The organism is Bartonella fuyuanensis, assembly GCF_014197255.1.
Lineage (GTDB): Bacteria > Pseudomonadota > Alphaproteobacteria > Rhizobiales > Rhizobiaceae > Bartonella > Bartonella fuyuanensis.
In genome coordinates, this window is the sequence record NZ_JACIFE010000001.1 from 360,516 (window position 1) to 387,515 (window position 27,000).

14 protein-coding genes, 3 tRNA genes and 1 pseudogene are annotated in these 27,000 nt (G+C 35.8%); 6 read left to right on the forward strand and 12 right to left on the reverse strand.

Features of this window, described 5'->3' with window-relative positions:
* Positions 1-352 precede the first annotated feature (352 nt).
* Complete coding sequence (gene gpsA / locus GGR08_RS01340; protein ID WP_183193615.1) at positions 353-1,357, forward strand: NAD(P)H-dependent glycerol-3-phosphate dehydrogenase; 1,005 nt, start codon at positions 353-355, stop codon at positions 1,355-1,357.
* Positions 1,358-3,566: 2,209 nt separating this feature from the next.
* Here the strand turns inward: gpsA and fabI are convergent.
* Genes fabI through fabA form a run of 3 tightly spaced genes read right to left on the reverse strand, consistent with a single transcriptional unit; the run spans position 3,567 to position 6,219 of the window.
* Complete coding sequence (fabI, locus tag GGR08_RS01345) at positions 3,567-4,385, reverse strand: enoyl-ACP reductase FabI (protein ID WP_183193616.1); 819 nt, start codon at positions 4,383-4,385, stop codon at positions 3,567-3,569.
* A gap of 47 nt (positions 4,386-4,432) precedes the next feature.
* On the reverse strand, positions 4,433-5,653 hold the full coding sequence (fabB, locus tag GGR08_RS01350) for a beta-ketoacyl-ACP synthase I (RefSeq protein ID WP_183193617.1): 1,221 nt from the start codon (positions 5,651-5,653) through the stop codon (positions 4,433-4,435).
* 56 nt (positions 5,654-5,709) lie between these two features.
* Positions 5,710-6,219 carry a 3-hydroxyacyl-[acyl-carrier-protein] dehydratase FabA gene (gene fabA / locus GGR08_RS01355; protein ID WP_183193618.1) on the reverse strand — a complete coding sequence of 170 codons (510 nt, stop codon included), beginning with the start codon at positions 6,217-6,219 and terminating at the stop codon, positions 5,710-5,712.
* Between the two features lie 226 nt (positions 6,220-6,445).
* Between fabA and irrA the strand changes: the two genes are divergently transcribed.
* On the forward strand, positions 6,446-6,958 hold the full coding sequence (irrA, locus tag GGR08_RS01360; RefSeq protein ID WP_183193647.1) for an iron response transcriptional regulator IrrA: 513 nt from the start codon (positions 6,446-6,448) through the stop codon (positions 6,956-6,958).
* Positions 6,959-7,005: 47 nt separating this feature from the next.
* On the opposite strand, the gene GGR08_RS01365 is transcribed toward irrA, so the two are convergent.
* The 4 genes from GGR08_RS01365 to GGR08_RS01380 all read right to left on the reverse strand — a co-directional run bounded on the left by GGR08_RS01365 (position 7,006) and on the right by GGR08_RS01380 (position 12,115).
* Positions 7,006-7,566, reverse strand: a complete 561-nt coding sequence (locus GGR08_RS01365; RefSeq protein ID WP_183193619.1) for an SH3 domain-containing protein — start codon at positions 7,564-7,566, stop codon at positions 7,006-7,008.
* A gap of 1,620 nt (positions 7,567-9,186) precedes the next feature.
* Positions 9,187-9,420, reverse strand: coding sequence for a 30S ribosomal protein S21 (gene rpsU, locus GGR08_RS01370; protein WP_183193620.1), 234 nt, complete (start codon positions 9,418-9,420; stop codon positions 9,187-9,189).
* Between the two features lie 184 nt (positions 9,421-9,604).
* Positions 9,605-11,278 carry a formate--tetrahydrofolate ligase gene (locus GGR08_RS01375; RefSeq protein WP_183193621.1) on the reverse strand — a complete coding sequence of 558 codons (1,674 nt, stop codon included), beginning with the start codon at positions 11,276-11,278 and terminating at the stop codon, positions 9,605-9,607.
* 760 nt (positions 11,279-12,038) lie between these two features.
* Positions 12,039-12,115: transfer RNA gene (locus tag GGR08_RS01380), tRNA-Arg, on the reverse strand.
* A gap of 360 nt (positions 12,116-12,475) precedes the next feature.
* On the opposite strand from GGR08_RS01380, the gene GGR08_RS01385 reads away from it, so the two are divergent.
* The 3 genes from GGR08_RS01385 to pgi all read left to right on the forward strand — a co-directional run bounded on the left by GGR08_RS01385 (position 12,476) and on the right by pgi (position 18,603).
* The gene (locus GGR08_RS01385) at positions 12,476-13,579 is read left to right on the forward strand and encodes an efflux RND transporter periplasmic adaptor subunit (RefSeq protein ID WP_183193622.1); all 1,104 of its coding nucleotides are present in this window, start codon (positions 12,476-12,478) and stop codon (positions 13,577-13,579) included.
* 32 nt (positions 13,580-13,611) lie between these two features.
* Positions 13,612-16,749, forward strand: a complete 3,138-nt coding sequence (locus tag GGR08_RS01390) for an efflux RND transporter permease subunit (RefSeq protein ID WP_183193623.1) — start codon at positions 13,612-13,614, stop codon at positions 16,747-16,749.
* 189 nt (positions 16,750-16,938) lie between these two features.
* Positions 16,939-18,603, forward strand: coding sequence for a glucose-6-phosphate isomerase (gene pgi, locus GGR08_RS01395; RefSeq protein WP_183193624.1), 1,665 nt, complete (start codon positions 16,939-16,941; stop codon positions 18,601-18,603).
* A gap of 528 nt (positions 18,604-19,131) precedes the next feature.
* Here pgi and GGR08_RS01400 read toward each other — a convergent pair.
* The 4 genes from GGR08_RS01400 to rplU form a co-directional block, all read right to left on the reverse strand.
* Positions 19,132-19,221, reverse strand: a tRNA-Ser gene (locus GGR08_RS01400).
* 438 nt (positions 19,222-19,659) lie between these two features.
* Positions 19,660-22,194 carry a phosphoenolpyruvate--protein phosphotransferase gene (gene ptsP / locus GGR08_RS01405; protein WP_183193625.1) on the reverse strand — a complete coding sequence of 845 codons (2,535 nt, stop codon included), beginning with the start codon at positions 22,192-22,194 and terminating at the stop codon, positions 19,660-19,662.
* 1,338 nt (positions 22,195-23,532) lie between these two features.
* The gene (gene rpmA / locus GGR08_RS01410; RefSeq protein WP_183193626.1) at positions 23,533-23,802 is read right to left on the reverse strand and encodes a 50S ribosomal protein L27; all 270 of its coding nucleotides are present in this window, start codon (positions 23,800-23,802) and stop codon (positions 23,533-23,535) included.
* 12 nt (positions 23,803-23,814) lie between these two features.
* The gene (gene rplU / locus GGR08_RS01415; RefSeq protein ID WP_183193627.1) at positions 23,815-24,276 is read right to left on the reverse strand and encodes a 50S ribosomal protein L21; all 462 of its coding nucleotides are present in this window, start codon (positions 24,274-24,276) and stop codon (positions 23,815-23,817) included.
* Positions 24,277-24,554: 278 nt separating this feature from the next.
* Between rplU and GGR08_RS01420 the strand changes: the two genes are divergently transcribed.
* Positions 24,555-24,644, forward strand: a tRNA-Ser gene (locus tag GGR08_RS01420).
* A gap of 1,669 nt (positions 24,645-26,313) precedes the next feature.
* On the opposite strand, the pseudogene GGR08_RS08620 reads toward GGR08_RS01420, so the two are convergent.
* Positions 26,314-26,580 (reverse strand): annotated as a pseudogene (locus GGR08_RS08620) (class I SAM-dependent methyltransferase); the annotation flags it as partial.
* Positions 26,581-27,000: the final 420 nt, after the last annotated feature.

The following is a 27,000-nucleotide window of genomic DNA, read 5'->3' on the forward strand; positions in this document are numbered from 1 at the left end:
ACAGGGGGAAAAGGATTCATAGGATATGAAGAGGAGGCTAGCGTAGGATATCAATGGAATGAATATTGTGATTTTGAATATACTTTTATTTTTAGACGATTCGTTGAGTATTTAATCAAGCTTTAATTTTTTTCAGACAAATAGTTATTGGTGAAATATAAAAAGAATGGTGTTTGTCGAATACAATACAAGAAAGGGAGCGTGAAAAACAAGTTTTTATGTTGTGTGAGATAAAGCTACAAAGAAGTAACATTTTAATTTTACAGGATTTATATTAAAGAAAACATTGAAGTTATTTGTAATAATAATGTGTAATTGAAATCAGCAATTTAGAGAATAATCAGTAAGTTTAATGAAAATCGTTGCAATGACAGTTATTGGTGCTGGTTCTTTTGGCACTGCATTAGCAATTGCTCTTGCTCGTAATGGTCATAATGTTTTACTTTGGGGGTATAATTCTCAACACATCAAAAAATTACAAGAACAACGTTGTAATCAATTATATTTACCTGATATTCGATTTCCTGAAAATTTATTCCTCGAAACTTCGCTTGAAACTGCAATAACCGCAAGTAATAATATATTAATCGCTGTTCCAAGCTACGTATTTCATCAAGTGTTGTATAAGATTCAGCCTTATTTGGATCAACATTCGCGCGTTATTTGGGCAACGAAAGGTTTAGAACATGGTACGGGACGTTTCTTACAAGAAGTTGCTCGTGAGATTTTGGGTGAAAAAATTCCTTTAGCTGTTTTTTCTGGACCAACTTTTGCTAAAGAACTAGCTATTGGTTGGCCTACTGCAATGACGATAGCAGCTTCTGATGTTGAGTTTGGTAAAGAATTGCAGCAACTTTTTCATTGTAACAAAAGTTTTAGAGTTTATAAAAGCTCGGATATGATTGGTGTTCAATTAGGAGGAGCTGTCAAAAATGTTATTGCTATTGGTGCAGGAATATCAGATGGCATGGGATTTGGAGCAAATGCACGAATAGCTCTCATCACACGAGGCCTAGCTGAAATTAGTCGTTTAGGGGGTGTTATGGGGGCTGAGCTTTCCACATTTATGGGAATGACAGGCTTAGGTGATCTGGTTTTGACATGTACTGATAATCAGTCGCGTAATCGCCGTTTTGGAATACTTCTTGGTGAAGGAATGGATATAAAAGAAGCGGAAAAACAAATTGGTCAGGTTGTGGAAGGGTACTTAAATACCAAAGAAATATATATATTAGCGCAACGTCTTGGGGTGGAAATGCCTATTGTCGAACAAATTTATCAAATTCTCTATTGTGGTAAAAATATAACAGAAGCGGCTAACACATTACTAAGTCGCACTCTCAAGAGCGAAATATAGTGGTTTTAAATAATTTAAATCGTAAAAAATAGAAATATACTATGATAAAAATATAAAATAGATTACATTGCTTATTGTATAAGGCTATTATAGCTCAAAAAATTACAGGTTCATATCATTCAATTTTTTATGAAATATAAAAATTTTGGCTTTTGTTAAGTATCTATTTGAAAATAAATTATCATTTTCACTTAAACATGTATATAATGGATATTTTGATTTTTTCTTAAATGCGTCTCAAATGATATTTGCAAACAGTATAATAGAAGATTCATTGGAGAGCAGCTTCTTATTTATAGAGAGTATAAACTAAAAATATCATTGCTATTATCCAATTTCCAATATTATTTGCTGCGTATAATAAATAGCCTTTGTATGTTAGATACAAGGAAGAATATTTGCATACTTCCGTTTGATTTATCTCTGAAACGAGGCGGTAATCTAATTTAGTGAGAATATGAAGTTTTCAAAATCCAGTTCTTGTTTTCACCATCATTTTTTTATTCAGCTTTCCAACTTTCGTAGGCATTTAAAGCAGTATATTTTAAATAACGGAGATTGCTTTATATTTTTGTTTTTCTTGTTCTTTCACGGAGGCAGGCTCTTCACGCAAAACAAAACACTATTACGGTTGGCTCATTCACATAATTTTTAAAAAGCTATCTCTACGCAACTCCATTCCACAATGGGTACTATAAACAGTATAATCAAAATCCCTGTGAAATAAAACCCATTATGCCTCCCATCTTTATATTTGTGAAGGGGAAAGACAACGCTGTCACACACTTTATCCAGTTTACAATGCTGAGGCAGCTTTTGAAACTTGAGATGGTTTAGTAGAATATTTATGCTTTCTTTTTTTCTACATATCAAATTTGTTTTTTATATGCAAAAAATAATTTTTTTGATTCAAATGTAAAGGTCTGAAATTGAAAGAATATTATTATATTTGTGGTTGTTTTTTAAACTGAAAAATAATGTGATTATAAGAGTAAGGCTGACTTGTTGATATTGAATTAGAATCCTGAATATAATGAGATTCCTCCATATAAAATCTTTCTATATTGAATCAACGAAAATTATTTCTTTACACGTTACAAGTGGGAAAAATCGTGTGGATAAAAACGATAAAGAAACGACTCAAAATACTTCTTATAGGCCATCTCAAGTTCTAAAAACTTCGCTATATTGAGGGAAGCAAATATAACGATAGTGTCGGCTTTTTTCTTTATAGGTTTAAAGATAGAGGAATGCAAATGGCTTTATGGTTATATTCATGGTTGCTTCCCTCGCGAAGTGGGCTTGGGAGTAAAATGTTTTTTTAGGCACGTGAATTGGCAATCCAGGTGCATTAGGTTTAGCGCATTCTGGTTTGTATGGGGTTCTGTAACTCCAAAAAGACACGTGATAAACAAAGGTATGAGGGAAGGAGTAACCTTCGTTATTTAAAAGATATTTTTGTATATACTTTTGAAAAAGTTGTACAACTGAATTAAAGGATGATGGTAAAGCCGAAAGATGGCTCTTACTCTTTATGCTTTTAGATTCTTCCCAAATTAAGTTGTTGCTCCGTTTCAGCGATAAATTAAATAGAGATTCTCAACATACTTTCTCCCATTTAGCTTATAAAAGTTGCAACAGTAGAGAAAGCAATAAATTGCCTTAATATTTATCATAAATATGCTGGGGCTTTGGGATTGGATGTTGATCTACAAGAAGCAGAAAAGCATGGGCTTTGTTAGGAAAACAACATGATAAAACACAAAACTTTCCAGCAAAATGGATTGGAGAGATAAATTAGCTTTTGTAAACTTTGCAAAACAATAATAATGATATAGTTTGCTTTGTGTTTACTTATTTTATGAGGGTATACGTATCCTTTGCGTTATATTCATAAAGAGATTAGACTGAGGAAAAATATATAGATTATCTTTAACTTGAAAATATGAAAGGAAGCGTAATACTCCAACAGAATTTTGGTTCTCTTTTCATCAGAGTCATTAAAAATCTTGAAACAAACAGTTTATTATCTCGTAATATTTTTTTCTGCGACCTGTAATGTTCCCTTGGTGAAAATTGTATGTCATCATATGTGCAACAGATTAGACTTGAAGCCTATTTTTATGAAGTTCAATCAGTAGAGAAAGCCGCTGAGGGCGTGACTAAAACACTCTACAAATGCAATTTTATTTTTTTAGTCGGGTGATTTTTATTCTGCGTGAGAATCTTCAGTTTTTTTCAGCTCTTCAAGTATTGGCATAGACATGATGTTATAGCCTGAATCAACGTAATGAATTTCACCTGTGACGCCTGATGATAAGTCAGAGAGTAGATAAAGAGCGGACTTTCCAATTTCATGAATATTCACGGTACGGCGTAATGGGGCATTTCGACGTTGATGTGAAAATATTGCACGTGCAGCTGCAATGCCATTCCCTGCTAAGGTTCTAACAGGACCAGCTGAAATCGCATTGACGCGGATATTTTGCGGGCCAAAGTCTGCCGCTAAATAACGGACCATAGCTTCTAAAGCAGCTTTAGCTATTCCCATGATATTATAATTAGGGACAACTTGCTGTGAAGCACCATAGGTAAGGGTTAAAAGTGCCCCTCCATGAGGCATAAGCTTCTCCGCGCGCTGAGCAATTTCAGTAAAGGAATAAGCCGAAATAACCATTGTACGTTGAAAGTTTTCACGTGTTGTAACATCAACGTAACGCCCTTTTAGCTGATTTTTATCTGAAAAACCAATAGCATGGACAATAAAATCAATAGTTTTCCATTCTTTTTCAATTTTTTCAAAGACGTAATCAACATTTTCAATTTTTTCAACATCACACTCTAGAACTAATTTGCAGCCAAGCTTATCAGCTAGGGGCTGAACACGTTTTCCGAAAGGACCTCCTTGATAAGTTAAGGCTAATTCAGCCCCTGCTTGTGCGAGTTGACAGGCAATACCCCAAGCAATTGAATGGTCATTCGCAATTCCCATAATAAGGCCACGTTTGCCCTCCATCAAACCTTTCATATTATTCTCCGTAAGACCGTATTTTTTCAATTACTAAGAACTCTCATTTATACATAGCGTTGAAAAATAAGCGTTGCATTGGTACCGCCAAAGCCAAAAGTATTTGACAATACGGTATTCAGTTGTTGATGATCTCGTCGTTTACGGACGATCGGCATATCAACAAAAGCTGGATCAAGTTCTTCAATATGGGCACTTTCACAGATAAAATTATGATTCATCATTAACAATGTATAAATCGCTTCGTGCACACCTGCAGCTCCTAAGGAATGCCCTGTTAGAGATTTAGTAGCAGAAATGGGAGGACATTGATCACCTGCTCCAAAAATACGGCGGATAGCCTCTATTTCAGGAGGATCACCAACAGGGGTTGCCGTTGCATGGGGATTTATATAATCAATTTTATTATGGACTGTTGCAAGGGCCATGCGCATGCACCGTTCTGCTCCCTCTCCTGACGGAACGACCATATCATGTCCATCGGATGTTGCACCATATCCAACGATTTCTCCATAGATTTTTGCACCACGTGCTTTAGCAAGTTCTAGATCTTCAAGAACTAAAACGCCAGCACCTCCAGCAATAACAAATCCATCACGATTGACATCATAAGCACGTGAAGCCTTGTGAGGGATGTCATTATATCTGCTAGACATAGCGCCCATAGCATCAAATAAAACAGAGAGTGTCCAATCCAAATCTTCACAACCACCGGCAAAAACGCGATCCTGCTTGCCATATTGGATCATTTCATAAGCATTTCCAATACAATGATTTGAGGTAGCACAAGCTGAAGAGATTGAATAATTGACTCCTTTTATTTTAAAAAAAGTTGCTAGGGTTGCAGATGCTGTAGAACTCATTGCTTTAGGGACAACAAAAGGCCCAACACGTTTTGGACCCTTTTGACGTGTAATGATAGCAGCTTCGACTATTGACTGCGTTGAAGCACCTCCAGACCCCATAATAATGCCTGTGTTTTCATTGGATACTTCATTGGGCTCTAGACCAGCATCAGCAATTGCTTGATCCATGGCGATATGATTCCATGCTGTTCCACGACCATGAAAACGTAGAGCACGTCGGTCTACAAGTTCTTCTATATTAATATCAGGTTTACCGTAAACTCTGCTGCGAAAGCCTAATTCAGCATATTGAGGTGCGTAAGAAATTCCGGATTTTGCTTCATGTAAACTGGTTAAAACGGCCTCTGGATTATTTCCAATTGCGGAGACAATTCCCATTCCGGTCACAACAACTCGACGCATTCATACCTCCTTATTCCATTCAGAATAGTAAAAAAATCTTCCTGATGAAAATAAATTCAATCTTCTTTGAATAAAGCAACGCGCAAATCATTCGCCTTATAAATAGTTTTTTCATCTGCTTTTAGCCATCCATCAGCTATTCCTAAGACTAAATTTCCACGTCGAATACGCTTAAAATCTATTCCATATTCAAGAAGTTTGGCTTGTGGCGTTACCATACCTGATAACTTTACTTCACCTGTTGATATTGCTCTTCCTTTTCCTGGTTCGCCCAACCAACCAAGAAAAAAACCTGTTAATTGCCACATACCATCCAGTCCAAGACATCCTGGCATAACGGGATCGCCTATAAAATGACAATTAAAGAACCACATATCTGGTGTAATGTCAAATTCGGCACGAACCATTCCTCTATCGTATTTGCCACCAGTTTCACTGATTTGAGTGATTCGATGAATCATCAACATTGGTGGTGCCGGTAATTGCGCATTACCCTTACCAAACATTTCGCCGCGAGCGCAGCTTAGAAGCTCTTCATAAGTGTAGCGAGACTTTTGTTCAGCCATGGTTACTCCATTTATTTGCATATATCTTTTATTTCTGCGCTTTTCCCCAACCTACTTTTAGAGCAAACTTTAAAGATAGGGAAATGATTTTATACCATTTTTAATGACAAGAGCCTTTTTTCATGTATTCTACATAGATAATTATTTAAAAATGGAATACAAGATTGCACCATACTATTCCCATTTTTTTATCTTATTGAGACGGGAAGATATTTTGGTTTGTAATATGTCAGTGAGTGCAGACACTTTAGATATGAATGAAGAGAAACAGTCTACAAAAGAATTTGAAGAAGGTGTGCAATATTATTCTACTTCTATGTTAGAAAAACATTTGCGTGAAAATGGGTTGCGTCCAACACGTCAGCGGTTAGAACTTGCACATATGATTTTTTCTGAAGGGAATCGTCATATTACTGCTGAAGAGCTTTATGAGGAAGCAGTGAAGGCGGGTGTTCCTGTATCCTTAGCAACGGTTTACAATACGCTTCATCAATTTACGGAAGCGGGATTATTACGGATTATTGCCGTAGAAGGTTCGAAGACTTGGTTTGATACAAATACCTCTGATCACTACCATTTTTATATAGAAGGTAAAAATCGTATTCTTGATATTCCTTGCAATTTGAAAGATTCTCCCATTATTGGGAATTTGCCTACACCACCAGAAGGTATGGAAATTTCACATGTTGATTTGATTGTGCGATTAAAACAAAAAAATCAGCCTTGTGATAAGGATTAAAGCTATGCGATGAGGAATAAAAATTGAATTTGATGCGTTTTAAGCATTCACCAATTTTTTATTTTTTCATCAGGATAAATTCCCCATAATTGAGGTTGATGAAGCCATCCATGAACGTTATTAAGAGTGATTTCGCACCATTGTCCATCGCATTGGTGGATATTGCCGATGACATTAGGCTCTACTTCTGCCACAAGTTCTGCATTGTCGGTAGGTTTTTTTCGCAGCATTAGCCTTTTTGTTTTATCTTTTTGCCATGGAATAGTTATAGCAGTCCGCTTTCCTGATAAAAGCGATTGATAAACCCACCCTTCATCGCCTTCTGCATCACGAATTTTGCGCCACTGATCATATTCTTGGATGATTTCAATAGGTAGTCCCTTCTTTTGGTAAGTAAAAATGATAGAATAGTTACTTCCTGGCCCGATGCGTACATTAACACGAGTAGGTTTAATCGAAGCAAATCTTGGAAGTGGTAAACCACTGGGGCCTAGATTTTGATTAAATGTTTGTGCGTGCAACAAATGCGGTGAACACAATACAATGACTTTTGCTATTAAGATACATAATGTAAGCATTAAAACGCGAAACCAACGAGAATTTTGCACACTGAGCTCCTTTATTTCGTCATATATTGATAATTAAAATCTGGAAGATAAAATTGGATCCTGATAAAAATTATGCCATATCGCCCGTTAACGAGATCTAAACAATGAAAAAATTGTTACGAGAAGAGCAATATAAAAAAGAAAAGAGTTTGAACTTCTTAGTGCTTATGGTGTTGATGAGGGGATACCTGTAAATAAATATTGGATTTTTAACAAACCATATGCGTGAGAAAAATATTAAAACAACAAAGTATATCATGGTTGGAGTAGTTTTTGTATAGAAAATCAGATCTAAAATGTTGCCCCTTTTTTCCACGTGTATTTCTCGAACTAAAAGTGTAGTTATGCGTGTTATGAATGCGAAAACTATTCCGTAAAGACATTACGGTGTGGGGTGAGAAGACAGTTTTAAAGGAATAAAAGAATATGATGCATGAAGTCCTTAAACATAAAAATATGAGCAATATTCTAGAGTAGATTGATATATGAATGGCTAATTTTAACAGAGTAGTTTTCTGTGATAATCTAATATATAAAATTTGCTATACGCTGATCTTGTGCAATGATAATATTTATCCGTATGTTAGATAAACTTGTGCCGTCATTCTGTTTCATAATATTCAATGTTATAAGTTTCTATTATTTAGAGTGTTTATAAGAAGCATTTTTATTCTATTTACAGATAAATTCCACGTGTTGATGTATAAGCAAAAGGCATTGATCGATTCAATATGAGAGGGCGTTGAGAGAATTTGCTGTATGCGGAGTTATTACCTGATGTGAAAAACGATTACTTATGATGATAAATCAATAAGTTATAAATTTTGACTCATTATTTGAATTGTAAAAACGTTTTCATCAAAAGTGGTAATATAAGGCACTTACACCCAGGTTAAAATAAGAGTGTTTTCTCTATTTATGTTCAATTTTCGTTTGTTTCAACTTAATATAAAAGTTTATGAAAGAGGAGGGATTATTCAATAGATTTATGAGGTTAATTATCATAGGTGATAAATAGAAAAAACTTATTAAAAAAGAAACTGTTGTGCAGTGGTTGAAATTCTTCATCCTTTAGAAGGATAGAACAAGAGATATAAAGAGTTACGAAATTACATTATTTCATTACATAAGTGCAGAGAAGAAGGGTTATGTATTTTCATATCCTTACACACGCAATTACCTGTTGCGTAGGTATTTGTGTTTTACAACCTGATATAAAGTTTTTGAAAGATTTAGAATATTTAAGGACAAAAAAGAAAATCATCATGAGACTTGCATATAAGAAATAGCTATTTGAAAGATAAAAAGAGTGAGGAAAACTATAGCAAAAAATGATAACAAGACACTTCACACTCGACTCACATTTTACATAAGAACAAATCGCTTACATATCTGAAGTGTTGTTTATCATCCATTTCTGAAAACTACAAAAGTGAAGTAGACTTCATCCCTATGATAAAAAATTTATACCCAACATATTTTATACAACTAAAATATTAAGCGAAACATTACACGCAAAAAACATCCGCAAGAAACCTATTGCAATTGCCTATAAAGATAAAATTTTCTTATAATTTATCCTCTATTGCTTATGCAACTCTACAATGCATCAAATGTATATCACTTCACCGCAACAGTTCGTCCGTTATTGACAAAACCTTCTCTTTGCGCACGCTTACGAGCAAGCTTACGTGTACGACGAATAGCCTCAGCTTTTTCACGAGCCCGCCTCTCAGATGGCTTTTCATAATAACTACGCATTTTCATTTCACGAAAGATACCTTCACGCTGCATCTTTTTTTTCAACGCGCGAAGCGCTTGGTCAACATTATTATCACGAACGAGTACTTGCACTATTTATCCTGCTTTTTTCAGTTTATAAATTATAGGAAAAACCTACCTCTTTTAAAGGGCATCTCCAAAAGGACAAAATCTTATATCATATAAATAAGACATTTGTCTATATAGCTTTTTAAAATTCTATTTTTTTGTAATAAACTGCTTCTTATAATGAATGCTAGAGTTTAGGGTTATAAACCTATGAAAGTCCTAGTATTTGATCATTTTCATCAAGATGAATTTTTTCAGCGGTAGGATAATGCGGTAAGCCGGGCATGGTCATAACATCTCCACAAATGACAACAATAAAACCGGCTCCCGCACAGAGACGAATTTCTCGTACGGGAATTTCAAAATCAACAGGAGCACCATATTGCTTGGGATCAGCAGAAAAAGAATAAGGTGTTTTTGCCATACAAATAGGGTAAGTGCCAAAGCCTTCTTTTTCCCAAGATTCTAATTGTTTAAGAAGAGGAGCTGAGATGATGGCGCCACGTCCACCATATAGCTTTGTTATAATACAATTAATTTTTTGAACGAGGGGAATATCATCTTGATAGAGAACTTTAAAATCAGAATCTTGTTTTTCAATTAAGGCAATGAGTTCTTGTGCAAGTTCTATGGCACCTTTTCCACCTTGTTTCCAATGTTTACAGAGAATAGCTTTGTGTCCAGTTGTTGCCACTATTTTTTGTAACGTTCTTATTTCATTATCGCTATCGCTGTCAAAATGATTAATCGCTACAACACAAGGGATACCGTAGAGTTCCATATTTTTGATATGTCGTAAAAGGTTAGCTGCTCCTTTTTCTAAGGCAATAATATTTTCTTCTGTCAGATTATTTTTTTCCACACCACCATTCATTTTTAATGCACGAATCGTTGCAACAATTACTGTTGCATTTGGTACAATACCTGCTTGCTGACATTTGATGTTGAAGAACTTTTCTGCTCCAAGATCGGCTCCAAATCCCGCTTCTGTGACGACATAATCAGCGAGTTTTAAAGCGGTTTTTGTTGCTATAACTGAGTTGCAACCATGAGCAATGTTAGCAAAAGGTCCTCCATGAACAAAAACAGGGTTATTTTCAATTGTTTGTACAAGGTTAGGTTGTATGGCGTCTTTAAGAAGAACTGCCATTGCGCCTTCTGCATTGAGATCAGTTACTGTTACGGGCGTTTTATCATAACGATAGGCAACAATAATTTTTTTGAGTCTTTGTGTAAGATTTTCTAAATTTTCAGAAAGACAAAGAAGTGCCATAATTTCTGATGCGACAGTAATATCAAAACCTGTTTGTCTTGGAAAACCATTTGTTATCCCCCCCAATGAAATAACGATATCGCGCAATGCACGGTCATTCATATCAAGCACGCGTTTCCAAATAATGCGCCGTGGATCAATGTTTAGAGTATTTCCCCAATAGATATGGTTATCGATCATTGCAGCAAGAAGATTATGAGCTGCTGTAATAGCATGAAAATCACCGGTAAAATGTAAATTAAGGTCATCCATTGGGATGATCTGTGCATAACCACCACCAGCAGCTCCCCCTTTGACACCAAAACAGGGACCTAAAGATGGTTCTCTCAAAGTCGCTATTGTTTTTTTGCCAATAAGGTTAAGAGCATCACTTAGTCCAACAGTTGTTGTTGTTTTTCCTTCTCCAGCAGGTGTGGGATTGATAGCTGTGACGAGGATAAGTTTACCATCTGGATTTTTATTGAGCGATTTTATGTATGCAGAAGAAATTTTAGCTTTATCATGACCGTAAGGAATGAGGTTTTCAGGTGTAATACCAATTTTTTGTGCAATTTCAGTAATATGCTGTTTTTTAGCAGTGCGAGCAATTTCAATATCTGTTTTATGCATGGAAAAATTCTTAAACTGAGCTTTTATTAATGTTCGAGACCTGTATTCTATAGATTAATGAGAAGAATCCTTAGAGAATAGAAAGTGCAGGATATCATAGAGTTCAATGATGTGTTATGCAAGAGATAATCCCAAAAGAACACAAGAAGGGTTTTATCGTTTTTTTTGGGAAAAAAATCTCTATGTTTTAAGTTTTGATAAGTTTTTAACCAGCTGCAATATTCCTCTCAAGATCAGCTAAGGATCAACATCAGAAGAAAGTATTTAGGTAATTAATTTAAAAACTTTTTACGCAGCAATATGGATGCAATTTTTATACCTTATATTTGTTGTTCCAAATAACACACTGAAAAAGTTTTAGAGAGCAGTAAACCACAATTTGTAGTGGTATACTTAAAGCCTTTCTTAAGATGTGGTGGACAGCAATAAAATATTCAGAAATATCTATTGATGGAAAAGCTAGAAATAAGCACAGAAAAATCATCCAACTGGTTAAAAGTATAATCCAGAAAAGATCAAAAACCAGCGCATAGATTGAGAAAGAAAGCAACAACATTCACCAACTAATACAATCTATGCGATTATATCTAATAAAAATACCCTTTAGACTGAATTGAAGGCCATATAACATCCCATTTTATGAAAATAGCTAAAGAAACGACTCATAATACAATAATAAAGCCATAAGAGAAGCAAAGATAGGCAAAACTAAATCACATAAACAAACTGAGATTAAATTTCTAAGCAAGATGTTGACAAATGGCGCACCCGAAGAGATTCGAACTCCTGACCCCCAGATTCGTAGTCTGGTGCTCTATCCAGCTGAGCTACGGGTGCGCGTATCCCGATTTTTTACATTGTCTAAAACAAAGACTTCCTAATCGTTTCATTAAAGAAATGCAAGTAAAACTTGGGTTATTATAAAAAAATTCTTTTTTTATAATATATTAAAAAAGGTTATAACATATTATGGGTTCAGTTGGATATTTGGTCGGGTCATTTTTTGCTGTGATTTTATCAAACAATATGAACGATAGTTAACTTGACGTTTTCGTCTATGAACGATAGTCAACCAGAGATGATATATGTTTTTGCGGTGGGGGGTAAAATATACACCTGCTGTTTGGTTTTTTGTAAAACGCCGATATTACCGTTGAAAACTATTTCATATAAACATGGCACAGCAAAGGTAGATGTATGGCGTTATTAAAAAAGATCTTTCCATTAGTGTTATTAATTAGCGTTTTAACGGTTACTTATTGGGCTGGAAAACAAAGCGCAGAACAACCCACTTCTATGGCGGATAAAACGAGTGTATCATCTCAAAATTCAAAGAAAACAATAGGAAGACCATCGGTGAATGTGGCCGTTGATCGTGTGAAGATTCAAGACCTTTATGAACATCTTAATGTTCTTGGAAGTGGAAAATCACTTGCTGAAGTCAAGATTACTCCTTTATCATCAGGTGTTATTGATAAACTTTTTGTGTCTGCTGGTACAAAAGTACAAGTGGGGGACGTGATTGCAAAGCTTGATTCTAAAACGGAGGAAATAGCGGCCGCAAAAGCAAAAGTACAACGTGATAATAATGCGTTAACGCTTTCACGCATTATTAAATTACGTGCCAGCAATACAGCAACGGAAGTTCAAGAAGTTACAGCACGTTTAGAGTTGGATAACGCAAATTTGGTTTTGCGTAGTGCTGAGCTAGAACTCGATCGCCGAACAATTCGTGCACCGATTCCTGGAGTTGTTGGTATTTTACCCGTTGATGTTGGGAATAACGTAAGCCTTAATACTGTAATAGGCCGTATTGAGAATCAAGAACGTATTTTAGTCGATATATGGGTTCCTGAACGATATGTATCACGCCTTCATAAAGGAGATGAGGTAAAGGCAACATTAACCGCACAGTCAGATAAATCTTTTGTTGGTCATATTTACGCGATTGATAATGTCGTTGATCCAGAAAGTCGCACACTTCATGCTCAGGTTGAAATCAATAATGAAAAAGATACGCTCATGTCTGGTATGTCCTTTTCTGTTGCCTTGCAATTTCACAGTGGTTCTTTCCCTGTCGTTAATCCTCTTGCGATCCAATGGAATAGTGAAGGATCATTTGTTTGGCGTGTAAAAGAAGGAAAAGTAGAGTCTATTCCCGTATCGATTATTCAGCATAAAGCAGATCAAGTTTTTGTGAAAGCTTCTCTAGAAGATGGTGATCAAGTTGTTATTCAAGGGGTGCAAATGCTTTATCCAGGAAGTAAAGTAATTATTAATGATCAAAAGTCCCATCAATAGTAATTATCAGTAGTTTATGGAATGGATATACAATGAACCAAGAATTGAGGACAAAGCAGCCAATATCGCAGATGGAGCAAGGTGGTCTCATTGCTTTATTTATTCGCAGACCGGTGTTTACTTTTGTTTTAAATGCCATGATCATTATTGCAGGATTTGCAGCATGGTTGAATGTTGATGTGAGAGAATTACCTGATGTTGATACGCCAGTAACAACGATTGTAACGATGTTTTCTGGTGCATCAGCAGAAACCATTGATCGTGAAGTAACAAAAGTTATAGAAGATGCTGTTTCTCGTGTTTCAGGTGTTAAGACGATTTCTTCGACATCTTCTTTTGGACGCTCCCGTGTGCAGATTAGTTTTAATGTTGGTATTGATTTGAATGTAGCGGCATCTGATCTTCGTGATGCTCTGGCTCGCATTGCTTATTCTTTACCCAAAAATGCAGATTCACCTTTGATTCTTAAAACAGATTCGAATGCTGCTTCCATGATGTATTTAGTTGTAACATCACCAACAATGAGCCTTGATGATTTAACTACAATTGTAGACGATCAGATTGTTGATGCAATTTCTGCTGTTGATGGTGTTGGTGATGTACAGGTTGATAGTGCTCGTACAAAGATTTTTCAGATTGATATAGATCAAGCAAAACTCGCAAGTTATGGATTAACTGTCGCAGATATTTCACGTGTTCTTGCTGATATGACAACAGATGTGCCAGTAGGATCGTTACGCAATTTTAAGCAAACTTTAGTCGTCCATGCTACTGCACGTTTAACAACACCAGAATCTTTTGAACAAGTTGTTTTAAAACCTCGTGTACACCTTGGTGATGTTGCGCATGTTACTTTGTCACCCGATATAGAAAATGTTATTCTTCGTATCAACGGAAAGACAGGGATTGGATTAGGGATTGTGCGTAAAGCACAATCCAATACCCTTAATATTTCTGCAGGCGTAAGAGCCGTTATTGATAATCTCAAAAGTGTTGTTCCTTCTTCTGTCCATATAGACGTTATTAGTGATGATGCAATTTTTATTAAAAGCGCCCTTCATGAGGTTGAAGTGGCGTTGGTTATTGCTATTTTGAGCGTTATTTTGGTTATTTTCCTTTTTCTTAGAGACATTCGTGTAACGTTGATACCTGCTGTATCTCTTCCAGTCGCTTTGATTGGTACTATTGCAGCTATTTATCTTGTAGGGTTTTCATTGAATATTCTCACATTTTTAGGACTTGTTTTGGCAACAGGGCTTGTTGTGGATGATGCTATTGTTGTGCTGGAAAATATTGTTCGATGGCGCAATATGGGGATAGGTTCTAGGGCTGCAGCGGTGTTAGGAACCCGTGAAGTCTTTTTTGCTGTTGTCGCAACAACATTGACTTTAGTGGCAGTGTTTGTTCCTATCTCCTTTCTTCCTGGACAAGTTGGACGGCTTTTTAGAGAATTTGGTTTTGTGTTGGCAATTTCTATTTTGCTTTCTTCAATTGTTTCCTTAACCCTTTGTCCTATGTTGGCTTCACGTTTTCTCAAAGAACATATTGAGGAAAAAGAGGAAAAAGTTCATCACCATTTTATTTTTTTATATAAATTGGGTTCTTTGTTTCATAAGGCATATACTTACAGTTTGCATAAGTGTTTAGGAAAGCCTTGGGCTGTTATTTTTGCTTCACTTGTTTTTGCAGCTCTGTGTGTTGGAGGCTATACGAAGTTGCAACAAGAATTAACGCCAGCAGAAGATAGAGCCCTTATCTTTTTGGTCATTAATGGACCACAAGGTATTTCGACACGATATTTGAACGAGCAGGTAGAGAAAATTGAAGAAAGTTTACAGCCATTACGTGATGCAGGTGAGATTACTAATACTTATTCTATCGCAGGTATTGGCGGTTCACCCAATACTGCTTTTTTGGTTTTATTGCTTTCATCTTGGGATAAACGTTTACGCAGTCAGCAGGAAATCGTAAAAGATGTTAATGCAAAGGTTCGGCAGTTTCCGGCAGTTTTTGTATTTGCTGCACAAGGAAATTCTTTAGGTGTGAGGGGAACGGGACAAGGATTACAATTTGCAATTCTTGGCAATGAGTATGCAGTATTACAACCCATTGCTGATAAATTGGTGCGTGCTTTACAAGGCGATCCGCGTTTTATTCGCCCACGTCTTGCTGTTGACGCCACACAACCGCAATTTTTTATTGAAATTAATCGACAAAAAGCCTCCGATTTAGGGATTGATATCACTAATTTGGGGGATACATTACAAGCAATGTTGGATGGTAAAAAGGCTGGTTCCATTAATGTGGATGGTCATTCTTACGATGTTAAATTGATATCGCGTAAAAGTCCTATAAAGAGTCCTAATGATTTAGAAAATATTTTTTTAAAGGCCAAAGACAATAGATATGTTCCTTTATCGGTTATTGCGCATTTACATGAAAAAGCTATTGCTCCCCAATTAAAACGGGAAAAGCGCATGAGCGCTGTCATTTTAAGCGCAAATCTTGCTCCAAATACCACTTTAGGGGATGCTTACCAAACTGTGCAGAAAATTGCTTCTCCTTTGTTATCGAAAGGGACCTATGTGGTTCCCTTAGGAGAAGCTGAAACACTTAATGAAGCATCTTCTAATTTTGTGATTGTTTTTGGCATTGCTTTTTTGATTATTTTATTGGTTTTAGCGGCTCAGTTTGAAAGCTTTATTTCGGGTTTCATTATCATGGCTACTGTTCCATTAGGGATTGGCTGCGCTGTAATTGCTATGCTATTAAGTGGTGTGAGTCTTAATATTTATAGTCAAATTGGATTAATTTTGTTAATTGGCGTTATGGCAAAAAATGGTATTCTCATTGTTGAATTTGCAGATCAATTACGTGATCAGGGAAAAAATGTGCGTGAAGCTGTAGAAGAAGCAGCAAATATTCGCCTTCGTCCAGTTTGTATGACAATGATTTGTGCTATTTTAGGAGGTATTCCTTTGGTTTTAGCAAAAGGTGCTGGTGCAGAAGCTCGTATAGCTTTGGGGTGGGTTATCGTTGGTGGTTTAGGTTTAGCAACTATTTTTACGCTTTACGTTACACCGGTTGTTTATCTTTTGGGGGGACATTTTATAAGATCAAAAGCAGCAGAAGATTTGCGCTTAACAAAAGAACTCAATCAAGTTAAATGATGTATCGAGTAGAAAAAATTTGAAAGTTTATTTTTGTAAAAATATCATTCTCAAATTTTATTTTTTTACTTTTATATTTCTTTATTTTTTGTGTGAGCAGTGAAAAGAGCAAGTAATCAAGGAGATGGTTTCTGCTTTATTATTATTTAGACGTAGGTTTCATTATCAATAACCGTATAGGGTAAGCTTATGGGAGATAGCTTTTCGATTCGAAATGAAAAGGTTTTTGAAGCCACCTTAAGAGCTTTAAAAAGCCATGCTACAAAGGATAGAGTCTCTGATATTCGTCGGCATTTTGTAGAGGATGATCAGCGTTTTTCTCATTTTTCTCTCAAACTTGATGATCTTCTTTTTGATTTTTCAAAATGTGGTGTAACATTTAAAACGCTACAACTTCTAGATGATTTAGCTGTCGCAGCAGATGTGTTAGGCCGGCGTGATGCAATGTTTTCAGGTCAAGCCATTAATACAACTGAAAAACGTTCTGTTCTTCATATTGCATTACGATTACCTGCTGACGAAATTTTCATGCTGGATGGTCATGATCTTGTTCCTGATATTCAAGACGTCCTTAAAGGTATGGAACGATTTTCTGAAAAGATACGTGAAGGCAGCTATAAGGGGAGCAGTGGAAAGAGAATAAGTGATATTGTCAATATCGGGATTGGTGGCTCTGATCTTGGTCCTGCAATGGTCACATATGCTTTAAAACCTTATCATGATGGTCCACGTTGTCATTTTGTTTCTAATGCTGATAGCGCCCATATTTCTGATACTCTCTCTATTTTGAATCCAGCAACAACGCTTTTTGTCATTGCTTCTAAAACTTTTACAACGGCTGAAACAATGATAAATGCTCAAGTTGCACGTCAGTGGATTTGTTCACATTTAGGGGAAAAAGCTATTCACACGCATTTTGTCGCTATTTCGAGTGCTCTCGATAAAGTAGCAGAATTTGGCATAGATTCAACCAAAGTTTTTAAATTTTGGAGTTGGGTTGGAGGACGTTATTCAATTTGGTCTGCCATTGGCCTTGTTGTTATGTTTGCAATAGGGGGACAAAATTTTCGCCAATTTCTCAATGGCGCTTTGCAAATGGACCAACATTTTAAAACTATGCCTTTGCATAAAAATATTCCTATTCGATTTGCTCTTTTAGGGTTCTGGCATCGTGTTATTTGTGGTTATTCATCACGCTCTATCATTCCCTATGCGCAACGCTTAATGCATTTTCCAGCTTATTTACAACAGCTTGATATGGAATCAAATGGGAAGCAAGTTTCTTTGGATGGAAAACTATTAAATTTTTCAAGTGGTCCGATTGTTTGGGGTGATTCAGGAACAAATAGTCAACATGCCTTTTTTCAGCTTCTGCATCAAGGAACAGATGTTGTTCCTGTAGAATTTATTTTATTTATAAAAGGGCATGAGAAAAATTTACATTCTATGTATGAGATATTGCTAGCAAACGGTTTAGCGCAATCAAAAGCCTTGATGAAAGGGCGTAGTATTGAAGATACTCGACATATCTTGATAAAAAATGGCGTTGATGAACGTGAAGCAGACTACTTAGCACTTCATAGAAGTTTTAAAGGAAACCGTCCAAGCATTACGCTGGTTCAAGATTTATTAACACCTTTTGCACTTGGTCGTCTCATTGCGCTTTATGAACATCGTATTTTTGTTGAAGGCATTTTAATGAATATTAATTCATTTGATCAATGGGGTGTTGAACTTGGTAAGGAATTAGCAGAAGAGTTATTACCCATTCTTCGTGGAGAAAATAAAGCGGATAATCGCGATAGTTCAACATTAGGGTTGATAGCTCATATTCAAGCAAGACGCCCAAAATAAATATAATTGGAGCATGCTTTTGTACTAGCTATGTAAAATTAGAATGAGAGAGAAATATGAGCGAATTCTTTAAATTTTAACTCTATACTCTCTTAATAAGCGATATCCAATTATTAAGCCCTCCTTTTTGTTATTATAGGAAGAGATAAGAGTTTTGTACAAATATGCATAACATTAATTTTAAGTAAGTACATTGCATAAGAAAAGCTCGGATTTGTTAATATAAAAACCTCTGATGCGGATAAAACACATTTAATCCGTTAATTAACGAAATTGTAAATAGCCCTACGATCACCATTATTTCAAAAATTCTATCAAAGGTTGGTGATTGATAAAAATTCTTCTCAAGCAATCTAAAGATCGGGAGAAGAGAGACATAGAAATTATAAAACTCGTGGAAATCCAATACGAATTATCATAACAAGCATGGTTTGGTGTGTATTAACCAATTGCAAACAACAAAAAAACTACAAATGTTAGGTTTTAAGCTATGTTATACCGAGCATATGAAAGTTCATTTTAAGTTAATGGCGGAGAGAGAGGGATTCGAACCCTCGATATGGTTTCCCATATACACGCGTTCCAGGCGTGCGCCTTCAACCACTCGGCCACCTCTCCAGAAGCCTTGCACTATACCCAGAAAGAAATAACGTGCAAGTTTAAATTATATATTTAAACCTCAAAAAAACAAATTCATTTATTAAAATGAGAGCTGATACCTGTTGAATACCTTTCTGTTGGGAATAAAAAGCTTATTCCCAACCATCAACTTTCACGCTTACTGACATACCGTCTGCTTTATGAAAAAACGCTGCTCTTAAAATTGGCATACGATTTATGTTTTTTTTCATAATGAAATATCTCCCGTCTATCAACATTAATTAGCCTAATAATAACGATATGAGTTTCTTATATTTCTAATATTAAAATTACTCTTTTGAGATGAGATTTGCTTGTCACTTTTATGCTGCCTATAATTTCTTTAAAAAACATTGGTCCACAATACTAAAGATTTAAGGCTTTACACTATGAGCAAGCTCTTTTCTCTTAACGTTTTTACCACTGGATATCCTTGCTTAGAGCGCGTACGGCTCGTGCTGTTTCACATTGTAGTGCTTTTTGTGCTAAGACTTTCATATCTTGAAAAGTATGAGTCTGCAAACACGCCTTTACTGGAATAATATCGCAAGATATCATAGAAAGTTCATTAATTCCCAATCCAGTTAAAATCATCGCACCAAAAGGATCTCCAGCTACACCACCACATACACTAACCCAACGCTTATGTTGAGCTGCTCCCTGAATAGTCTGATAAATCATCCGTAAAACTGCTGGATCAAGGCTATCTGCCTCAGACACAAGATACGGATTTTGCCGATCAACAGCCATTGTATATTGTGTTAAGTCATTGGTTCCAATTGAGAAAAAGTCAACATGAGCACTCAACACATCTGCCATGATGGCCGCTGCCGGAACTTCGATCATAATACCAAGTTTTAATTTTGGTGCATCAATATCATTGCGGATTTCTTCTGTAATCTTTTTTATAGTAATAATCTCTGAAACAGACATCACCATCGGAAACACAATCCATAGATCTCCACCCTCCTTTGCTGCTCGATACAAAGCACGTAATTGAGGTACCAAAAGATCACGCCGACGTAATAAAAGCCGCGTTCCTCGAATACCTAAAAAAGGATTATCTTCTTTAGATACATGTAAATGTGTAACCTGTTTATCACCACCAATATCGAGCGCCCGAATAATTAATGGCTTATCTCCTACAGCTGCAATCATCGCCCGATATATATCAAATTGAGCTTCTTCATCTGGAATATGAGGATTCTCTAAAAATAAAAATTCCGTGCGCATGAGTCCAACACCTTCAGCCCCCAAATCAAACGCAACAGAAACCTGATTCGCATAATTGACGTTAGCCATGATACGAATTCTTTGACCATCTATCGTTTGGACTGGTAATTTACATGCACTTATCTCACCGACACGTTTTTGTGCAACAGTATCAATATGCCTTTGAGCATCTTCAATATCTTCAAGCGTAGAATCAAGGTAAATGAACCCATTATCTCCATCAATAATAGCCTGAACATCAGACTGTATCGTCAAAATATCATCACCTACAGCAACAACCATTGGAATATCAAGAGTACGCGCCAAAATAGCTGTATGAGAGAGTGGACCTCCCCATGCTGTTGCTAATCCTTTTACTTTTGTACCATCAAGTTGAGCAATATCAGAAGGAGAAAGATCATTTGTAACCAGAATAACACCACTTGGAATATCATTTAAAAAAAATGATCTATAGGATGGATTTATTTCATCTAAAACACGACGACCAACATCAACTAAATTAACAGCACGTGCTGCTAACAAAGGATTATCCACCTTAGAAAACATATCTGAAAACTGCCGAACCGCTCTATCCCAAGACCAAGCAACACCATGACCTTCTGCTATAAAACGACAAGCTTGAGCTATGAGATTCTCATCTTCAAGCAAAACCATTTGCGCAGAAAAAATCGCAGCCGAAGCCGCTCCCATACGTACTGTAATATCAGAAATCACAGATGCCATTTTTTGTTTTGTTTTTGTAAGAGCCTTTTCAAGGCATGCTGCACCAACTGAAAAGTCAATTGGCTGATCTATTATAGAAATATTATTTTGTCTTAAAATAAAAATCTTACCAAACGCTAACCCTGAACTTGCTCCAACACCAGAAATGCCTTTTTGCATGGAGCGTGGATACCAGCCATGAAAAGTTTTTGTTTGAGATTCCATTTCTCTCACCACGCATTTTTCACTAATACTCACTTCTTTTACAACAGAAATGGCATCATTGAGAAGTTTTGCTCCTTCTACAGCATCTGTAGAAAAAATCAGAACATCACCATTTTTTGCGCCTAATTGCAATAAACCAACCAAATTTTTCATTTCAACGGCATATTGACCATGGCGAACTCTAATAGAATTTTGAATCTTTTTCGCAAAATCAACCCAAAGAGAAGCTGGTCGTGCATGAAGACCACTTGGGTAATCTAAAATCCATTCCTGACACACCGAAAGATCACCAATAAAAGGTTTTTCTTTCTTTATATCTTGATCAAACAGAGTTGTAACAATTTGCTGTTTGTCCGTAGTTTTTACAAGTATTTCAAGTTTTTTTTTATCAAATAAAAGAGATGTTAATTTTTTGCAAATTTCCCTATAGCGATCTGGATACGCTGCAATGGCAATAATTAAATGCGCTTTTTTTCCATCCTGCCACTCAACACCTGCAGGGACCTGTATAACAGCAACAGTGTCTTTAATGATTAAATCACAATTTTCAACCAAACCATGAGGAATGGCTATACCATTCCCAAGCCAAGTATTCGTTATTTCTTCACGTGCAAGCATGCTTGCCAGATAACATTTGTCAACTGCGCCAACCTGCACAAGCAATTCAGCAGCTGCATAAATCGCATCATTTTTATGATTAAAAGCAGCTGCAAGTTGTACAGACTTGACAGACAAGATTTCACCCTCAGTAAAATCTATATTCATCGCTTCTGCTTTCTCACATTTCATCATGAATTCAAACTGCCTTATATTTGAATATAAATATTTCTGATAAATTTCAGTTCAAAGCCACTTTTTCAAAAACACAAGTTGTACACAACATCATGACTTTATTGTTTTACGTAATCCAATAGAGCCACGTGAGGTGCTTAAATACCTCAAGATAACTGATAAAACAAATTGGATATTATAATCCCGCAGGTTGCTTAAACCATCATAAGCAAATTTGACTCTTAACTTTTACTTTTTACAAAGATAAAACCTCTATTTTTACAGCCTTAATCATCTGTAACTTCAGCTAATATTTTAACTCTTCCTCCAAATTGATTTAACTTACTGTCCCTCTTACTGTATTTATTACACCATTAAAACATGCAACTTACTATCTTTAAATTCTGTGCCGCTTATCTTCAATCCTTCTCTCTTAAACCATATAACATTAGCATATTTTAAGCTAATCCTTTTCTTCAATCGATATCGCAAACACACAATGCCATCTGTTGCACATTTGCAAAGTACACACATCCCCCACATACCTTCATCAACCACTAAAACTAAGAAAAATTCTATAAATAATCTTACTTTCTAGACATTTCGACAAACGAAATAAATAAAGCATAAAAATGCAGAGAAATTATTGTTTCAACCTTAGCCCTTATGCTGGTTAATTTGCAATAATGCACAATAAATAGTGAAATCAGAAAAATATACTTTTGAAGATAGCTGATTGCACATTGGTTATTTTTATCTCTTAAATCCGCCTTTAAAATATAACTTCATCCTCAATTAAATGAAATATCTCCTCCTAAAGCAGCTTTAATCATTCATTTTTATTTATAGATTTTCTTATTCCTTCTTTTTTAAAAGAATGGCCTCATCCATTTCCTTCACCATCTAAAATAGTATGACAACCTATCCCCAGCACATGCTTATAAAAATACTCCTCTTTATTAAAATCACCGCATAGATAACGCTCGCATTAAATTTCTCAATATTTTTTTGAACACAAACCTCTCCCTTATTAAAGAAATTTCCCAGCACTTTTTTATTCATAAAAGAAAATAAATTCTTCTCACTATTATCATACACAAATTTACCAACAAATTCCACCATAACATCAATACCTTCAATGCAAACACCACACAGCACAAATTTTCCCCATATTGAGGCAATTCATTTCCATAACTCTACCTTTTTCGTATTCTTTCTAGATTTCTTAGAGTACCAACGCAAAAAGGGAAAGATAATACTCTATCTTTCCCTTTTAATGCTTAAAAATCACAAGCGTAATTCAGCTAAATTACTAAATCCAATCAAATTCCAATTGATTGCTAGCTAAGATGCTACAGATTACTCTGCAGTCTCCACCATAGGAATGACTGAAACATAAAAACGGTTACCCGCTTTCCGTTGAAAAGAAACCTTTCCTTTTAATAAAGCGAAAAGTGTATGGTCTTTTCCAATGCCAACGTTGTCGCCAGGGTGCCAACGTGTACCACGCTGACGGATGATAATATTTCCAGCAATAACGGTTTCACCACCAAACTTTTTGACGCCTAGACGTTTCGATTCTGAATCGCGACCATTACGCGAGGAACCACCAGCTTTTTTATGTGCCATAGACGCTCTCCTTTAATCTTCCTTATTTTTTGCTACAGCCGCTTTTTTCTGCGATGCAGTCTTTTTTTCAGCCTTCTTCTCAACAGCAGCACCTTTTGTTTCTTCTACTGCCGTTGCTTCCTCTTTTATGAGTTTCGCAGCTGCTTTTTTAGGCTTTGAATCGCCCGTTAAAATTTCTAAAACACGCAGTGTTGTAAATTCTTGACGATGACCACGCGTACGTTTAGAATTCTGACGACGGCGTTTCTTAAATGCAATGATCTTGCGTTCACGTGCCTGTTCTAAAATTTCAGCCGTTACCACTGCATCGGAAATAACAGGTGTCCCAATAACCGCATTACCTTCTTGCCCAATCATTAACACATCATTGAATTCAACAATATCGCCCGCATTTCCACTAACTTTTTCAACTTTTACCACTTGGTTAGCAACAATGCGGTATTGCTTACCACCGGTTTTAATGACTGCGAACATTTTTTATCCTTCCGTTCACTCCAGCTCTTATTTAATTTCTACCTTGAAATAAGGGAAAATAGGCCGCTTTTTATCAGTCGTAGTCAAATTTAAAGAAGGATAAAACCTTCCTCAACACAAATATGCGCAGACTTCCCCACGCTCATTTTCTGCATATATGAAGGAATTTCTATTCTCTGTCAATAAAGTCTCATAAAAAAGAAAAAAGGGTTGTACAAAAAATAATTGAAGGTTATCTACCCATCACAAGTAGTGCGAATTTTTGTCGCACTACATATGGAGAGGTGGCTGAGTGGTTGAAAGCACCGCACTCGAAATGCGGCATAGGGGTAACTCTATCGAGGGTTCGAATCCCTCTCTCTCCGCCATTAATCATAAAATCAATTGCTTATATAAAGGTTCAAGGGTTTTTCTTTCTTTGATTTTGTTAATTTAACTTTTTATTTATCTTCTAACCTTCGTAGTTTTATAAATTCAATATTCGTTGGCTTTTTTGTTCCATTGATATTTTCTCTATAAGAAATTGCCACGATTATCTTTTCCAAAGCCGATAATTCATCATCACTCCAGCATCAAATTGCTACAATGGCTTGGCAGTATTTAAATCGAAGGTTAGGGGTAGAGGCTAATTTTCTTTTAATAAAGAGCATAAAATGAACTACATTTTCTCAAGAATAAAGCTTTTGCTACAATAGATTAATACATTTTTTATGATACAGCCTTTGGTTGTTTTTACAAGAAAGATGATACATTCTTTTTTCTTAAAGCGACTTGGTATTTGCGCAAATACTCCCGCAATAAGATTAATGGAGCTTTCAAGTAAATTATTTTCATGATAACGCGGCAAACAAAGTAGATGCAATCTCCTCGTGGAGGCAGTCTCCTACTTCGATCATCACTGAATCACGAGTGGTTTGCGTTATTTCCATATGTGCAGGCCTATATTCAATCCCCACTGTGTGAATGCACTGTTTTGCATAATCCAAGAAGCTTTTTGAGCACTAATAATTACTAACCACAAGTTTAGTATTAAAGTCTCCAGCATACTTAAGGTAATCAAAGAGAAATAACCAATAGAGATAGAGACTGCAATAAAACCAAAAGGGGAATTGATATAATGAAAAAGAATAATCAGTGAAAGAAGGCTATAGATGATGATTCGTCTTTTGTATAAATCTCCCAATTGCAGAGAGTGTAATGTGCAAAGCATTTTTTTCAAAAAATAGGGTATAAGAGTCCCAAAAGCCGCGGTTATGCCTAGAAAAAACCGATGAAGATATCATGCAATAAGCTTTCCGAAGGTTACCTTAAAAAGAGTACCATATCAGAAAGATAGAGCAAGACAACAAGTTCATGAAACCGAAATATTGGCCATTTGTGCATGTCATCCTCCTTCCTGGTCGCATCTTTAAAAATATGCAATAATTATAATTAGTACATACGTTCATAAACAGTTAGTGCATCTATTACTGGATAGATCAGTTTTTTGATAGGGGTATGATATAAATTTGAACGCTGATATTGACCGTAATCATAGATCGTTTTCAGAAATTTAAGGAGCGAGAGCAACTGGTATTTTTGCTGCGTTTTTTGTGGGACACTTTGCCAATAAAGAGTTACTTTACTAAATAATGAGCACTACTGTACTTGAGAGTCATATTTTATGCTCTCAGGAGTGCCGCTGTTTAATTCAAGATTGTGGGAGGGGGTGATTGATTACCTCCGCTCTAGGTTTGAATCTTAAAGTAGCAACATACCTTGTTATCGGGCAGAAATTATTTATGGTTTTCGATTGAGGTGCGTTAGTGCAGCTTTAAGGGATTTTTTATAGCACCAATTGGGGGGGGGGACGACTTCACTTATTGGGGGTATTATAATGCGTTGAAAGATAACGGAGATAATTATAGATGTAAGATTATTTGATATAGATGTCTAGTTTACTTCGATATAAAAGTTCCAAATTTCCTTGCACTTCATATTATTTTATCAGTGTAACCAATTGCTACAAATATTCTTCTTCTTGGCTTGCGACAGTGTAAGCAATAAAGGGCGATCCATCCACTGGAACGCTTGTGCCGCAATAATAAGATAAAGCTTGTCGATTTGAGTCAAGAAACCTCCGACTTTACCACGATAACACTGCATAAAAGGAAATTTTTGCTCTTGTTTAATCATATTTTCTAATATATCGATCGCATGATATTGGTATTTATTTCCTAGAGGTTTGACAATTTCCTTTAAAATGATGCCTGCTCCTGCAGATACGATGGAAAAATGCTTTTTATCTTTAAACGAAAGCAGCATGGTTTTAAATAAAGTGAGGGGATAACGTGCACGATAACAATCATAATTATCAGCCAATCCATCAAATTTTTTACTTTACGGTTGAAAGATTTGTAACAGTCGGCTGTGTAGCCACCCCCACGAATTGCACTGTATATAAAGAAGCTCTCCTTTGCTCATGATGTTAAGCATAAATTCTAAAAAAATTTAAATAGGAGTTGTTCTTTGATACCTTCTCTAGGGTTGATATTTACATTCATTTTCGCTTCCAATGATATATTTTGAAAGCCTATTGTTTTTTTGCGCAAATCACTCCGAGATTCCATATATTTTTCTAAAAATCCGTCTCACTTCTGATGCGATTACTACTTTAATGCCTTTTATGATCATCAAATTTATAACCTGCTTGCAAAAATAGCTAATCCCAAATCATCTATCGTA

Bases quoted from the DNA above. Each gene is read 5' to 3' on its own strand.
- gpsA (WP_183193615.1), top strand. From the start codon at position 353: ATGAAAATCGTTGCAATGACAGTTATTGGTGCTGGTTCTTTTGGCACT.
- fabI (WP_183193616.1), bottom strand. From the start codon at position 4,385: ATGAAAGGTTTGATGGAGGGCAAACGTGGCCTTATTATGGGAATTGCG.
- fabB (WP_183193617.1), bottom strand. From the start codon at position 5,653: ATGCGTCGAGTTGTTGTGACCGGAATGGGAATTGTCTCCGCAATTGGA.
- fabA (WP_183193618.1), bottom strand. From the start codon at position 6,219: ATGGCTGAACAAAAGTCTCGCTACACTTATGAAGAGCTTCTAAGCTGC.
- irrA (WP_183193647.1), top strand. From the start codon at position 6,446: ATGTCAGTGAGTGCAGACACTTTAGATATGAATGAAGAGAAACAGTCT.
- GGR08_RS01375 (WP_183193621.1), bottom strand. From the start codon at position 11,278: ATGCATAAAACAGATATTGAAATTGCTCGCACTGCTAAAAAACAGCAT.
- GGR08_RS01385 (WP_183193622.1), top strand. From the start codon at position 12,476: ATGGCGTTATTAAAAAAGATCTTTCCATTAGTGTTATTAATTAGCGTT.
- GGR08_RS01390 (WP_183193623.1), top strand. From the start codon at position 13,612: ATGAACCAAGAATTGAGGACAAAGCAGCCAATATCGCAGATGGAGCAA.
- pgi (WP_183193624.1), top strand. From the start codon at position 16,939: ATGGGAGATAGCTTTTCGATTCGAAATGAAAAGGTTTTTGAAGCCACC.
- ptsP (WP_183193625.1), bottom strand. From the start codon at position 22,194: ATGATGAAATGTGAGAAAGCAGAAGCGATGAATATAGATTTTACTGAG.
- rpmA (WP_183193626.1), bottom strand. From the start codon at position 23,802: ATGGCACATAAAAAAGCTGGTGGTTCCTCGCGTAATGGTCGCGATTCA.
- rplU (WP_183193627.1), bottom strand. From the start codon at position 24,276: ATGTTCGCAGTCATTAAAACCGGTGGTAAGCAATACCGCATTGTTGCT.